Origin of the sequence: Amycolatopsis thailandensis, from assembly GCF_002234405.1 — a bacterium.
GTDB lineage: Bacteria > Actinomycetota > Actinomycetes > Mycobacteriales > Pseudonocardiaceae > Amycolatopsis > Amycolatopsis thailandensis.
Genome location: NZ_NMQT01000102.1, coordinates 50,753 through 63,922, shown reverse-complemented (window position 1 = coordinate 63,922; position 13,170 = coordinate 50,753). Strand labels below are relative to the sequence as shown.

Genomic DNA, 13,170 nt, shown 5'->3' with positions numbered 1-13,170 from the left:
TGACGATGGCCGGAGCGTTGCCTTCCGGCCCGGTGCAGCCGCCGCTGGCGCTAGCTGGAAGTTGGTCCTGGGCGTTCTGGACGATCTCTCCGCACGGCAAGATCTGGGTTCTGCCGAATGGTCGCGGCAGCTTCATGGTCGCCTGATTTCTCGAACGCGTGTGCAGCGGTCTCCCACGTCTTCGCGGCGGGTTCGCCGACGAACTCGAGGAGCTCGGCGAAGTGTGCCAACGCGACTCCCTCTGAATGGCTGTCGTTCAGTTCCCGGAAGATATCGATGGCCGTCTGCATGATCAGTTTGGCATCGTCGAGGTCCGCAGCTGTTGCGAGCGCCAGGGCGCACGCTGCCAGTGCTCTGCCTTCGGCCCGTCGGTCACCGTAGCCGCGGCAGAGCGCGGCGAGGTCATTGAAAGCTGCGGCGGCTCGATGAAATTTACGTGTTGTGTTTAGGGCTCGCGCGAGATTGTATCGGGCTGAATATTCGCCTTGCCGGTCGTCGAGGGTCTGATACAGGTCGATCGCCTGTTGGTGCTCCGCGACCGCATCGACCGCTTTCCCCGCGTCCTGCAGGAGGTCTCCAAGGCGATTGTGGGCCCTTGCTGCGATGTGCGGGTCGCCGATCTTCGTGGCGATGGCGAGCTCTTCTCGGGTCGCGTCCGCGGCCTCATCATACCGTTTCGCCTTACCCAGTGTAACGCCGAGGTTGTGCCACCCTTGCGCCTCGGCAAGAAGATCTTGATTTTTTCGACACAGGACGATGCCCTGCCGTAATGAATCCGCCGCCTCGCCGGTATGTCCAAGTCGAGTCAGTGCAAGCGCGAGATCATCCAGCGCCTTCTGCTGGGAATCGACATCACCAGTGACCTCCGCGAGCGCGAGTGCTTGCCGAAGCACCGGGACGGCGTCATCGAGACGGTCGGCCTTCTCTAGGGCTCTCCCGAGATTCCCGATCGCCGGAAGTTCCCAGCGGCTGTCGCCGATCCTCCGGGCAACCGCAAGCTCATTTTCCCGGGCGGCGACCATCTCATCGAAGCTTTCAATGCTGCGTAGCGCCTCTGCGATGTCCCTCCAGCAATGACATTCTGCCCGCAGATCACCAAGCTCGTTATAGATCACAAGAGCTTCACGGTGAAGTTCAACTGCCTCCAGTGCCTGACCTGTTTTCATCAGTGCGATGCCGAGACTGGTACACGTCAATGCTTCATCTTCGCGATTGCCGATACTTCGATGTATCGTCAATGCCTGGCGATATGCCGCGACTGCTTCATCGAGCCTCCCAGCCTTACGTAGGGCGAGCCCCAAATTGAGGCGAGCTATGCCTTCGCCCTGTACGTCGTGGACCTCCTGGTGAATTGCAATACCGCTCGTATGGGCTCGTATCGCGTCCTCGACGTGGCCTGCTTCCCGCAGAGCGAGTCCGAGAGCATCGATAGATTTGCCCTCCTCGGCACGCAGATTCCCCTGTCGACTGAGGTCAAGGGCGCGTGAATGTGCCATTACTGCCTCGTGCGCCTTCCTGTCCTCCAGTAAAGTGCGCCCCTGAATGTTCAAGATCATTACGCCTAGGCCTGTATCATCGATTTGCTGTAGGTCTGTGACAGCGTCCTGCAGAACGGCGATAGCTTCCTCGTAGCGTCCGAGCTTGCGCAGCGAGTAACCTAGTCCGCCACGTACGGAAATCTGATACCTCCGATCGGAAGTCACTGCCATCATGTCAAGAGCCTTCTTGTAGACGCCGACGGCGTCCTCGAATCGGCTCGCCCCTTCTAGGCTGACAGCGATCCGCCATGTCGCGCGTGCGGCGTCCTTCTCGTTGCCGACGCTTCGATATGCTTCGACTGCGTGACGATAGGCGGCAATCGCCTCATCGTACCGACAACAAGAATGAAACAGGGCCCCGATACTGTCCCATATGTCACCTATTGCTGACGACGCGTTAGCTTCTGTTAAGATATTCAGGCACTGTCGATACGACGCCTCCGACTCCTCAATGCGGTTCACTCTCATGAGTAAGTCGCCAAGACTTCGCAGAATTAATACTTCGCCTTCCGGGTAGGTGTGGCCATGAAATATGGTGACGGATTCTCGGTAAAGCTCAATCGCCTCGTCAATCTTGCCGGATTTCTCCAATGCGTTGCCGAGACTCATGCGCGCTACCGTCTCGCCGCCAATGTCTCCCCGTAGTGCACAAAGGTTGATAGCCTCTCTGTGGACATTGGCGGATTCATCATAGCGGTGTGCATCTTCTAGGCGTTCGAGGCGTATCAGGATTCTACTACTGACAATGTGATCATCGTGCAAGCTGCTGCAATCAAGTGCATGGCGATAGACATCGATCGCATCTGAGGGCCGCTCGGCGCCTTCGAGGACTAGGCCAAGATTCTCCCAAGATTCTAGTTCTCCCGAATGATCGCCGTCTTCTAGTTGAATAATAATCGCACGCTCAAGCGAAGATATCGCTTCGTCAAACGATTGCAATTTCGCAAGGCTTAAGCTTAGGTAAGTGAGTGTTCTCGACTCCAAGGACCGAGAATGTTTGTTGCGACCAATGGTCAGCGCTCGCTTATGTACAACGACGGCATCAGTCGATTTCTCCTGCTTGTCAAGAATGATCCCGATCGTGTTCAGTATGGATGCCGCATTCAGTGGAAACCGATTTTCGGCGCAGATTTCATGTGCTTGCCATAAGGTATCTAATGCCTCATCGTCTCTATTTGCCATCATGAGCGCGCTACTGTAATTGAATAAGGCTTCGGCGTGCATGTCGGGACCTTCGAGAAAGGTTGCGGAGTGCGCCGCACGTTCAGTGGCGGTAAGCCAATCGGTCCCATGCCAGTGGCGTCTTAGGGAGAAGAAATTTTCAAGAAAGCTGGCGAGGTAGAAAACGTATGGATGGTTTTCCATTCTGGAGGATTCAACTAATGCTCCAACAAGGTTGCCACATTCATCCTCCAGCCACTTTAAGGCGCTTTCCAGGTTGGCGAAAGTTGCGGAAGGCGGGGTGTGAGGCGAACTGTTGAGGTGCTCGCTGGCGGCATAAGCGGTCTCGATGTAGTACGTGAATAGTCGATTTCCTGCCTGATCGAAGATGTCCTGGCGGAGGTGTCGACGAAGGTAGAGCGCTACGAGGTCGTGAAGTTGCCACCGTCCCGGAGCGGACTGTTGGATCAGCGAAGTGGCTCTCAGGATCCGTAAGAGGGACGCGGTCGCTGCTGGGGTGGTGTCGGCGATCGCGGCTGCGGCCTCATTCGCCATGTCTGGCCCTGGATTGACGAGCAGAAGGGGAAGGAGCTCTGCTGCTGCGGGGTTGCGGTCAGCGAGCCGCCGGTAGGAAAAGTCGATCACCATTTCCACGGCGGGGGTTCCATACGCCAGACCGCCAAGCCGGGTCTCTGCGTCGGCGAGATCGCCGGCGAGCCTGGTGATGGACAAAGCGGGCTCGTCGCTGAGGATCGCGGCCGCGATCTCTAGCGCCAACGGCAGCAGCCCGCAGAGCCGGACCAGCTTGGTGACGTCTTCTAAGCCCGCATCCAGTCGTTGATCTTGAGGGTTCGCGTTCCGCAGCTGGCTGGTCAAGAGTGCGACTGCGTCGGCGTCGGAGAGGGCATCCAGCGGTACGCGACGGGCCGAGGGCAGATTCAGGAAATCGCGTGTGGTGATGAGTGCCCGGTGTGCTTTGTGGCGGGGGATCAAGTCGCTAACCTGGGCGGCTTCGGCGACGTTGTCGAGGACGATCAGTACTCGGCGACCAGCTTCCGCTAATTCGTCGAGTGTGTTGTGGTAGACCATTGCTTGCTCGTCTGTCGTGCCGGGAACCTGGTCGGCTGGAACGCCCAGGGCGCGTAGCATGGACGCGTACACCTGGGGCGGAGGTATGGGCGCGAGGTCGGGGTCGTAGCCGTGTAGGTTGACCATGAGCACGCCGCCGGGGAACCAGTCTCGGTCCTGTGCCTCGATGGCGACATGCGTGACCAGGGCGGTCTTGCCGATCCCTCCCATGCCAGACACCGCTGCCGCTGAAGCCGCCGTCGTCACGGCCGGCTCCGGGTTGAGCAGTTCGAGCAGCAGCTGTACTTGATCGACGCGCCCGACAAAGAGATCACGCAGTCCCCGGGTGTTGGACCCTAGAGAGGTGACTACGGCGGTGGATGCCGCTGCGGCGGTCTGATAGATGGTTACATTTCCGGCGATTCCGACAGCAATTCCGCCGGCTACGGCGTAGCTTTCTCCGTCGACAACCGCCACGGTGTCGACGTCTGCACTGTCGGCGGGGCTGCGCGCGGGTCGGCTCGCGCGGGCCCCGGTTAGCGAGGGTCCGGGGCCTGCCCCAGGTTGGCATCGCGTCCGACCGCGCCGATGGCGATGCTGCCTGTGGCGTGGGCATGCGCAGTGCCGGTCACCGTCGTGGTGCCGTATGTGGCAACGAAGTCGTCATCTTTCGCTGCTTCCGCAATCGCAGCTTTCAACTCGGTGGCGAACTGCGGGTCCTGCTCGACAGCGTCCTCGATCGCCAAGTTGACTCGTTGCCGAGTGAGGTCACTGACGTCACCGGTCTCGCCCGCCTCCAGTTGCAGACGCTTTACCGCGGAGTCACCGCCCAGCTTTCGTAGAAGCACGTCCCGCAGTCGCACGGCCGACGCATCCACAACCGCGTCGGCCACACCATCGAGTTGGCTTCCCGCCCGGCGTACCTTCCCCGCCGCCCATGCGATCAAAAATCCCACCGCGACTTCCAGGCCCATGGACTGACTCCCCTCACTTCGCACCGGCCTTCGACCGGCAGCGTTCCCGTTGCCGATAGTTCCAGATACTCGACAATCCGTCACGAGGGTCCTCTGGAGATCGACGCCTCGGTCTGCGCAGCGAACTCGCCTCTGGGCAGCTCAGGCGTACAAAGCCTCGGTGAACGAACTAGACGTAGAGCTCGTGCCCGGCCACGTTAACCTTGTGGCGTAGTGGGCCGACCTGGTCCTGTCAGAGTTGCCGGTCGTCAGCGTCGCACCATAGCTTTTTGAGTTCCGGGTCGTCGGCGAGTGCGCGGTCCACGAACTGCTCGGCGAGCGCGTGCAGGTCCTCGGCAGCGGTCACCCGCTGCTCGATGACCCTTTCGGTGTCGTCGTCGACGCCGACCCGACAGTCCTGGCTGAGCTGATGACCCTGATCCGCCCTCGACAGCGACGAAGTCGCCCGCATCACGACAACCGACCGCATTATCGCTTCTGGAGCACTTCGAGAACACTAATCAGTGCCTGCTTGAGGTCACGCGGACCTCGACCGGGTGACTGTCCAGCGGCTGAGGGCACCACAAGACCCTGGCTCGTGACGAGGTGCTCACCGCGGTGGGCTCGGTAGCGTTGCTAGGCATGAACCAGGGATGGCTGCCGCCGGCGGAGTACTACGCCACACTTCCGGCGTTGATCGGCAGCGGTGGTGTCCTGTGCCGGGACGCGCACGGCCGTGTGTTGCTCGTCGAAACCAACTACCAGACCGACGACGTCTACGAAATCCCTGGCGGCGCATTAAACAGAGGCGAGTCACCGAGGGCGTGCGCTCGCCGCGAAGCCGAAGAAGAACTCGGCATCACGCTGCGGATCGGCCGGCTGCTCGTCGAAGACTGGGCACCGCCACGACCAGATGGCCGCCCACCTTTGGCGAACCACGTGTTTGACGGCGGGGTCCTCTCCTCCGAGCAGATCGCCACTGTGCGGCCAGCGGACCGAGAGGTGAAGAGCTTGAGGTTCTGCACTCCCGTCGAGGCGACGGACCTGCTTCGTCCGCCGCTGGCCCGTCGCCTCCGATATTGCATCGAGGCCCAGCGCACGGGAACGGCGTTCTACCTGGAAGACGGCTTCGACCCGCTCGCCGCGGACGGGCACTGCTGATCTGGGTCAGAGCCGGGTTCGCCGCACGCAGGACGCGCGTCCGGCAGCCCGTGCCAGAACGGCGCCGGCGGCGGATTGGTAACGGGCCCGGTCCAGTCGACGATCTCCAAGAACCTGGTTCCCTGGCAGTACCTCCCCCTCGCTGCCAGGGGCCAGTCCAAAACCTGCCGTGGGCGACGCGTGCGCCAGCCCTGCCCGCGATCGCTGAACTCCCGCCGACCCGCCCGCCGACACGGACAGTGCGCCGAAACGGGTGTCGCCCTGCCCCGTCCAGGAGTCCAACGCGGATCCAACAGCGTTCCCACACTGTCCTGCCACGCTTGTCGCAACGGTTTCCGCAACGCCGCGACCCCAGAGTGGGTGGCACAACGGCCCGGACAGATATCCGGGCCGCCAACCGAAGGGACAGGACCATGACGAGCACGACCTCGACCGTCCGAACGTGGGAACTGCTAGCACCTCGCGTTGAGCGAGGCCGCACCACGACGGTCGCCACGGCCACCCGGGCCGGTGGTGGCCGGACACGGAATTGTGACGCGGCCGCCGTCGCCCACTACGCCACCGCCGGGACCGTCTCGGCCGCCGTTGTCGACGGCAAGGGCACCAGCGCGGAGACCGCGGCCACGATGGCGGTGTGCGCGCAGGCCGCCGCCCGCTACGCCGCCAGGTACGGCGCGCTGCAAGGCTTGCTGGACGCGGGCAGGATGATCGCCGACCCGGGACAACGGTTCGCCGACGTCGACGGTGTCGCCGCGGTGGCGGTGGTCCGGCCGGGAGCCCCGACGACCGTCGTGCACGTCGGCCGCGCCCGCGCCTACACGTGGGACGGCGCGGTTCTACACCGTCTGACCGAGGACCACACCCACGGCCAGCAGCTGCGCCACCAAGGACACACCGAGGCCCAGGCCGCCGCCCAAGACCATCTCCAGCGCGTCACCCTCGCCCGATCCAGCGTCGGCACCGCCCCGACCGTGCTCACCGACGACCGGCTGGTCCTGCTCACCACCGACGGCGTCCACGACGCACTGACCCACGACCAGATGACCGCGCTCGTCCGGGCCAGCCACCATGATTCGGCTGCGCTCGCCGATGCGCTCGTCGCCGCAGCGGCCCGGTACACGCAGGATGGCCAGGCCGACGACGCTACCGTCGCGGTGATCGCTCTGGGGTAGACCAGGTCGCGAAGCATCGCTTAGCCGATTCGGCTTCGCAGTGCTGCCGAGTCGCGGCCACATTCTGCGGCCATATTGGCGAATTCACCGTTCTTGGCAGCGCTTCATCCGTGTGCGTGCCCAGCTTCCACGATGAGGGTTCCCAGGTGTCCCGGTTCCGGAGCGGGCTCGACCCGCGCACGGATGTGGTCGAAGCCGTTGCTGCGCAACAACTCCGCCCACATGTCGGGCTCGTATGACCACCGATAGATCCACACGGGTTCGGCGGTGAACGCGGCGCCGTACATTCCTTGCCGTCCGTAGGCGCTGGGAACCGGGGGAGCGTGGGAGAACACCAGCCTTCCGCCCGGCGTCAGGTGTTCGTGGATGAGCGGTAGCAGCACCGCGGGGTCGAGAAACCAGAGCGCGCCCCAGATCGAGTAGATCGCGTCCCAGGCCCGGTCTGCCGCGGCCAGATACTCCAGTACGTCGGTGTGCTCGAAGCGCGCGCCCGCGATGGTGCCGTAGCGGTGCCGTGCTTGCTCGCAGTGCACGGCGGAGACGTCCACGCCGGTGGCGTCGACCCCTTGTCCGGCCAGGGATGCGACCGCGTCACCGCGGCCGCATCCCAGCTCGAGAGTGGAGTGCGGGTCGCCGAGGAGTTCGGCCCCTGGCCCGTGGCCGGGATACTGCGTCCACCCCAGCGCCGGAACGGAGTGGTCGTCATGGTCGGGGGCGGCTGTGCGGGTGGCGTAGCGATCCCAATAGGCGGCGGTCATCGGTGGTCGCTGCTGCCCTTGGTGAGGTCAGCAGCGACCTTCTCGTCGCGGGCCCATCGGATCAGTCCTGGCCAGAGATTCTCAGGGCCCTCGTGGTCCAGGACGGGGTGGCGACGTGGCAAGGGTGGCTTGATGATGGTGTGGGCGGGCACACGCGCCACGCTAGTGGCTCCATCCGACAGTTTCTGGCGCCCACGATCCCGGCCGGCCGGGTTGCGCATTCCGCGGGGGACACTGTTCTGGTCGGTCATCGCACCTCATCGGGGGCGACGTCGTCAGCCTGTGTGCTCGGTCTACGCTCGGCGAAACGCCCTGGCGGGGCGGTGACTTGACGGCCAATAGGCCTAGCCGTTAGCCGTCGTCGTTGTTCGCGATGGCGAGATCGTCCACTTCGAGACCCTCGTCGAGTTGCACGTGGATGCGCGACTGCGGGAACTGACGGGCGTCGACGGAGAGCAGTGTCGTGTCCGGCCAGACAGTGATCGAAACGATCGTCGCGGAGATCAGCCTGTTCCCGGATCTGGGCGTCGTCGCCGACAGCGGCCTCGATCTCTGAGGCCACGGCGACCAGGGAGCAGATCTGGTCGGGTACGCGGCCGTGAACGGGAACGGTTCCGCGTTGAGCGGAGGGGAAGCCGGTGTGGGCGAGGGGAGGTGTGTAGCCGAGTCGTGGGCCATGCCGTGGCTGCTGGAGGCGGTCGGCGGCGCCGACCTGATCACGACGCAAGACGAAACCATCGCGTGGTGCAACCCTGCGCGATCCTGCAGGCAGGTACCTCGACTGGATCACCGCGCTGGCGATGAGGTGGGGTGTCTTCCTCGGATGGATGTCCACGACGGGAGCGGGCGCCCGTCGTGGACTCCGTACGCTGATCAGACTTCGCCGCCCCGGCGCAAGCATCGCCAGGTCTGTGGTCCGACTTTGCCGTCTATGGGGAGTCCGCACCTTTCTTGTACCCGTCGCACGTCCCACCAGGTGCACCGGGGTCGGGGCCGGCGGTGCTAGACCCGCTTGAGCCTCTCCACTGTCAAGGCGGTCTCGGTGACGGTGCCGTCTTCGGCGCGCTGGATCCGGTAGGCGCCGGCGTTCTTGCGGTCACTGATCGCGACGATCTTCTCGCCCTGGAACACCAGGCCCGCGCCCGTGTCGGTGGCGTACCCGGTGCTGGCGTCCCCGTTGGCGAACATCCGGTGGAACTCGTCGCGGCGGTCCGCGTAGTGCACGCAGTTGGCGTACGGGAGGAATCCGAGACCGTTCGAGTACGGGCCGAGTGTGCCGGAGGAGTCGGTGATTCCGTTGGCGAACCAGCAGAGGCTGCCCGCGCTCTCGCCTGCCAGCACGACACCCGCGCGCCAGCAGTCCCGGAGGATCGCGTCGACGCCGTGGTCCCGCCACGCCTTGAGCGCTGTCGCGAGGTTGCCGCGGTCGACCCAGATGACGTCCTGGGCGGCGAGGTGGGCGCCGATGTCGTCGACGCCGGGGTCGTCGAGCGAGCCGAGCACGGACAGCCCGTAGCGGTCGTCGGCGAAGGCCGCCCGGAAACGGGCGCGGAGGGCGGGCTGCTCCGCGTCCGGTCCGGCGGTGGTCAGCACGCACAGCCGTGGTGTGCCGTCCGGGCGGGCCAGATCGGCGGCGTGAGCGAAAGCCGGTCCGGGTTGCCACGGCGCGCGAGCGCGGTTGAGTCCCATCGAGGTCGCCACGATCGTCGGTGCTACGGCTGCCATGGGCACAATCATGCCGCGCGTCCTACCGGGCCACCTTGTGACTGCGTTAGCACGAGCCGTGCCGGACGAATCCTTATCCAGTGCAGTCGGGCGGCGGGCGGGACGATGGTGCCGTCATCGTCCGGCTCGGTCCTTCAGTGTGCGGACGACCAGCTCGGCTGTCTTCTCGGCGTCCTTGCACCAGTCACCACGGTTGTCGGTGCGCCCGATAAGCGAAACCTCCGCCGAGACGTCGTCGGCCAGGCCGAGTGTGACCGTGCAGTGCCATTGCGGATCGCGCGTGGTGGCCACCGCCGGGAATCCGGCGACGATCAGCTCCCGCCAGACCCCTCCTTCGTCCGGGCTTGTCGAGGGATACACCGCGCTCAGGCCGTCGCGGCGCTTCGTCGCGTAGGCGACCCTGATCGTCCGCGCCGTCACCGGGTTCTCCCACAGGCAGGTCGGCCCTGGCCATTCCCCGGGGTCACGTTTCCCGGTGACCCCGGTATCCAGTACCTGCTTCACCTGCTCAGGGGTAAGAGCCGTCGTGCACGGATCACCGGCGACCACTGTGGCCGGAAGCGGGTCACGCACCGCGGGCGCGCCCGCGTACGGCGGCTTTGTTGTCGTTAGCCCGATCGTCCGGGTCGCCGTGGGCCCCGGAAGTGGAGTGTCTGCTGGTCCTGGTGTGCATGCGGTCAGGATCAGTGTCACCATCAGTGCCCCGCTCAGCTCAACCGCCAGTCTGGAAGGCGCGGTCATGCCGCTCTTCTGCTCCATCGTGCGTTCTCCCCGCTCGCCCGTTCGCGCTGTCGCCGCGACTGTGACAGCCCACTGTGGCCTATGCAGACGTGCCGGAGATGGACCGATGACCGTCGCGGCGCGGCGGGCCCCGAGCGCGGACCACGGACCGAATCCCCGCGTGCAGCGCAACCTGCCGAGACGATCGGCCTTCCCTGCTGAAGGTCATGTAAGTGTCGTGCTGGGGTCAGCCGGAACGCGCGGGAGCGCCGATGGCTCGGGTGATGCGGCGCCCTAGTTGTTGTTCGGCGTCGGCGAGGGTGTGCCAGGAGGCGCCGGTTACCTCGACGTCTTGCAAGCGCCCGATCTCACCATCGATGGTGGTGAAGGTGTAGCCGATGTCGAGATGGAAGTGGGGCGGCTCGTCTTTACTCGGCCTGGCGGGGACCGCGCCGTATTCGACGTAGGCGGGGATCGTCGACGCCAGCGTGATCTTGTGGCGGTCGACGCCGGTTTCTTCGATGAGTTCGCGTAGCGCCGCGTCGGTGAGGCTGGTGTCGGTCGGTTCGAGGTGCCCGCCGGGTTGGAGCTTGATCCCGTACGCGCGGTGGTCGATGAGCAGGATGTGGGTGTTGCGGCGGACCAGGAGCGCGCCGACGGTGACGTGCATGGGAAAAGTCCGGCGTGAGGCGAAATCGGTGCCTTGGCCGAGCAGGGTGAGCGGTTCGGTCAGGGCCGCTGCGTCGCCTGGATGATGGTCGAGGTGGGTGGTGACGGCGGCGCGGATGTCGGTGTCGGTGATCGGCACGGGACGCTTTCGGCTGTTCGGGGTTCGCGTCGCGGGCGGCGGCTTCGTTTGCCTGTCGTGGGCTACGACGAGCACGACCCGCATCCCGTGATCAGCGACTTGGGTGCAAGGGAAGGTCCGCGCACTGTACTAGTCGCCGGCGCGCGGGACGATGGCGCCACGCGTCGCGCAGGCGGGGCGCCTGAAACAGGGGCCCGCGTGAGTGAATGTGTCGTTAGCGGCCGCGGGCGCCGTCGAAGGCGTGAATGTGCAGGCGGGTGGTGAAGTTCCAGCGGCGGGCGGCGACGGCGCCGGCGAGGTCGCGGGTCCGGGCGGCGATCTCGGTGTCGCTGGCGCCTTCGGGCATGACCCAGATCGGGGCCAGGTGGTGGGTGTCGGCGAGGTCGGCGATGCGGTCGAGGTCGGGACGCGTGGAGGCGACGAACTTGAAGACGGCCCGGCCTGAGGCGGCGAAGGCGTCCAGGGCGTGGGGGATGATGCTGCGGCGTTCGTCGACGCCGAAGCTGGCGAGTTTGGGGGAGACGTTGAACGTGACGCCCTCGACGAGCAGCGCGGGGTCGGGCGGCAGGGTGCCGTTGGTCTCGACCTCGATGCGTTTGCCGGACTCCAGCAGGCGGTGGACGACGGGGATGAGCCCGCGTTGCTGGATGAGCGGTTCGCCGCCGGTGATGACGACGAGATCGACCGGCGACGTCGTGGCCCAGTCGGCGAGGTCGGCGCCGCTGCGCCGGGTCGATTCTGCGCGGGGGTCGTAGGTCGTCCAGTCCCAGGTGTACTTGGTGTCGCAGCGGGCGCAGGTGAGGTTGCAGCGGGACAGCCGGATGAACAGGGCCGGTTGCCCGCAGCTGGGGCCTTCGCCCTGGAAGGTCGGGGTCTGGATCCCGAAGCATTCCGCGACGATCAGCCGGGCGCGATCGCCTGGGTGTGCGGGCGCGAGGGGGAGCGTGCGGGGTGTGGTCATGGGCGGTCCACGGTGAACTGGGCCCAGCTGCGGCCGGTTTCGCGGACCCGGACGGCGATCAGCTCCCCGTGGATGGTGGGTTCGACGTGCTGGAGGAACCAGCCGGCGAGGTACTGGGCGAGCAGTTCGGAGGTGGGTTCGATGGGCAGGACGTCGGGAAGGTTGTGGTGGTCGAGGGTGCGGTCGAGGAACTGTTTGACCGGGTCGAGGTCGGCGAAGTCGGTGACGAAGCCGGGGGCCTGCAACGTGGTGGCGGTGAGGATGATTTCGACGGTGTAGCTGTGGCCGTGCTGGCGTGAGCACTTGTGCTCGGGCGGCAGGCCGGTAAGCCGGTGTCCTGCCTCGAAGGTGAAGGTCTTGCCGATCTCGAACTTGCCGTCCGGCAACTGGGCTGTCGCGGTGTCCACGGTGTGTTTCCTTACTGGTCAAGGGGATACGGCGGCTGGAAGACCGCGCGCGTGCGCCGGGCTGTGCAGGCGGCGGGTCAGTCGAAGCTGGGTTTGCGGGTGCGGGTGCGTTTGAGTTCGAAGAAGCCTTCGGTGGCGGCGATCGCGGTGAGGCCGTCCCAGAGTCGTCCGGCGGCCTCACCGCGGGGTGCGGGGGTGACGACGGGTCCGAAGAGCGCGGTGCCGCGGATGCGCAGCACGGGTGTGCCGACGTCGAGTCCGACCTCGTCGAACGCCTCGTGGTGGGAGGTGATGATGGCCTGGTCGAACTCGGTGGTCGCGGCGGCCTCGGCGAGGGATGCGGGAAGGCCGGTGGCGGTGAGGGCGTCGGGGATGACAGCGGGGTCCTCGCGGCGGCGCTGGGTGTGCAGGCGGGTGCCGATGGCGGTGTAGAGCGGCCCGAGGATCCCGGGCCCGTGGTGGTGGGCGGCGGCCGCGCACACCCGGATCGGTCCCCAGGCGGTGCCCATGAAGTCCCGGTAGCCCTCGTCGAGCTGGTTGGCGTCGCGCTGGACGAGGTTGAGGTAGGCCAAGGACATGAGCCGCCAGTCGGCGCGCACCGGCCGGACCTGTTCGGCCTCCAGCAGCCAGCGGGAGGTGATCCACGCCCACGGGCACACGGGATCGAACCAGAACGGGACCTGTTCCGGCTCGTGCTGTGGCGCGCTCGTCGGCATGAGCGTTGTCCTTCCGGTGGGT

General features: G+C 65.4%; 13 protein-coding genes. 2 read left to right on the top strand and 11 right to left on the bottom strand.

Features of this window, described 5'->3' with window-relative positions; translation table 11 throughout:
• Positions 1-50: 50 nt before the first annotated feature.
• The 3 genes from CFP71_RS28090 to CFP71_RS28080 form a co-directional block, all read right to left on the bottom strand.
• Positions 51-4,244 (bottom strand): tetratricopeptide repeat protein, encoded by a 4,194-nt coding sequence (locus tag CFP71_RS28090; protein WP_143267184.1) that lies wholly within the window; start codon positions 4,242-4,244, stop codon positions 51-53.
• 59 nt (positions 4,245-4,303) lie between these two features.
• Complete coding sequence (locus tag CFP71_RS28085) at positions 4,304-4,741, bottom strand: hypothetical protein (RefSeq protein WP_093936952.1); 438 nt, start codon at positions 4,739-4,741, stop codon at positions 4,304-4,306.
• 232 nt (positions 4,742-4,973) lie between these two features.
• On the bottom strand, positions 4,974-5,213 hold the full coding sequence (locus CFP71_RS28080; protein ID WP_279629249.1) for a DUF4259 domain-containing protein: 240 nt from the start codon (positions 5,211-5,213) through the stop codon (positions 4,974-4,976).
• 149 nt (positions 5,214-5,362) lie between these two features.
• Between CFP71_RS28080 and CFP71_RS28075 the strand changes: the two genes are divergently transcribed.
• Both CFP71_RS28075 and CFP71_RS28070 read left to right on the top strand, forming a co-directional pair.
• The gene (locus CFP71_RS28075; protein WP_093936950.1) at positions 5,363-5,881 is read left to right on the top strand and encodes an NUDIX domain-containing protein; all 519 of its coding nucleotides are present in this window, start codon (positions 5,363-5,365) and stop codon (positions 5,879-5,881) included.
• A 413-nt stretch (positions 5,882-6,294) separates the two neighbouring features.
• The gene (locus tag CFP71_RS28070) at positions 6,295-7,053 is read left to right on the top strand and encodes a hypothetical protein (protein ID WP_093936949.1); all 759 of its coding nucleotides are present in this window, start codon (positions 6,295-6,297) and stop codon (positions 7,051-7,053) included.
• Between the two features lie 104 nt (positions 7,054-7,157).
• Here the strand turns inward: CFP71_RS28070 and CFP71_RS28065 are convergent, their stop codons facing one another.
• The 8 genes from CFP71_RS28065 to CFP71_RS28025 form a co-directional block, all read right to left on the bottom strand.
• Complete coding sequence (locus tag CFP71_RS28065; RefSeq protein WP_093936948.1) at positions 7,158-7,811, bottom strand: class I SAM-dependent methyltransferase; 654 nt, start codon at positions 7,809-7,811, stop codon at positions 7,158-7,160.
• A gap of 873 nt (positions 7,812-8,684) precedes the next feature.
• Positions 8,685-8,777: a peptidoglycan-binding domain-containing protein gene (locus tag CFP71_RS45650; protein ID WP_093936946.1), complete on the bottom strand. Its 93-nt coding sequence runs from the start codon at positions 8,775-8,777 to the stop codon at positions 8,685-8,687.
• A 36-nt stretch (positions 8,778-8,813) separates the two neighbouring features.
• Positions 8,814-9,536 carry a Type 1 glutamine amidotransferase-like domain-containing protein gene (locus CFP71_RS28050; protein WP_093936945.1) on the bottom strand — a complete coding sequence of 241 codons (723 nt, stop codon included), beginning with the start codon at positions 9,534-9,536 and terminating at the stop codon, positions 8,814-8,816.
• Between the two features lie 114 nt (positions 9,537-9,650).
• Complete coding sequence (locus tag CFP71_RS28045) at positions 9,651-10,232, bottom strand: DUF3558 domain-containing protein (protein WP_244199864.1); 582 nt, start codon at positions 10,230-10,232, stop codon at positions 9,651-9,653.
• A 271-nt stretch (positions 10,233-10,503) separates the two neighbouring features.
• Complete coding sequence (locus CFP71_RS28040) at positions 10,504-11,139, bottom strand: NUDIX hydrolase (RefSeq protein WP_244199858.1); 636 nt, start codon at positions 11,137-11,139, stop codon at positions 10,504-10,506.
• A 139-nt stretch (positions 11,140-11,278) separates the two neighbouring features.
• Positions 11,279-12,025: a 7-carboxy-7-deazaguanine synthase QueE gene (locus tag CFP71_RS28035; protein WP_093936942.1), complete on the bottom strand. Its 747-nt coding sequence runs from the start codon at positions 12,023-12,025 to the stop codon at positions 11,279-11,281.
• Positions 12,022-12,432, bottom strand: a complete 411-nt coding sequence (locus CFP71_RS28030) for a 6-pyruvoyl trahydropterin synthase family protein (RefSeq protein WP_093936941.1) — start codon at positions 12,430-12,432, stop codon at positions 12,022-12,024. Before CFP71_RS28030 ends, CFP71_RS28035 begins: the two co-directional genes overlap by 4 nt.
• 77 nt (positions 12,433-12,509) lie before the next feature.
• Entirely contained in the window at positions 12,510-13,148 is a 639-nt protein-coding gene (locus CFP71_RS28025; RefSeq protein ID WP_093936940.1) for a mycothiol-dependent nitroreductase Rv2466c family protein, read from the bottom strand.
• Between the last annotated feature and the right edge of the window lie 22 nt (positions 13,149-13,170).

What these genes read in the sequence shown, in the direction of transcription:
- CFP71_RS28085 (WP_093936952.1), bottom strand. Translation starts at nt 4,741, where the DNA reads ATGGGCCTGGAAGTCGCGGTGGGATTTTTGATCGCATGGGCGGCGGGG.
- CFP71_RS28075 (WP_093936950.1), top strand. Translation starts at nt 5,363, where the DNA reads ATGAACCAGGGATGGCTGCCGCCGGCGGAGTACTACGCCACACTTCCG.
- CFP71_RS28070 (WP_093936949.1), top strand. Translation starts at nt 6,295, where the DNA reads ATGACGAGCACGACCTCGACCGTCCGAACGTGGGAACTGCTAGCACCT.
- CFP71_RS28065 (WP_093936948.1), bottom strand. Translation starts at nt 7,811, where the DNA reads ATGACCGCCGCCTATTGGGATCGCTACGCCACCCGCACAGCCGCCCCC.
- CFP71_RS28050 (WP_093936945.1), bottom strand. Translation starts at nt 9,536, where the DNA reads ATGGCAGCCGTAGCACCGACGATCGTGGCGACCTCGATGGGACTCAAC.
- CFP71_RS28045 (WP_244199864.1), bottom strand. Translation starts at nt 10,232, where the DNA reads ATGGTGACACTGATCCTGACCGCATGCACACCAGGACCAGCAGACACT.
- CFP71_RS28035 (WP_093936942.1), bottom strand. Translation starts at nt 12,025, where the DNA reads ATGACCACACCCCGCACGCTCCCCCTCGCGCCCGCACACCCAGGCGAT.
- CFP71_RS28025 (WP_093936940.1), bottom strand. Translation starts at nt 13,148, where the DNA reads ATGCCGACGAGCGCGCCACAGCACGAGCCGGAACAGGTCCCGTTCTGG.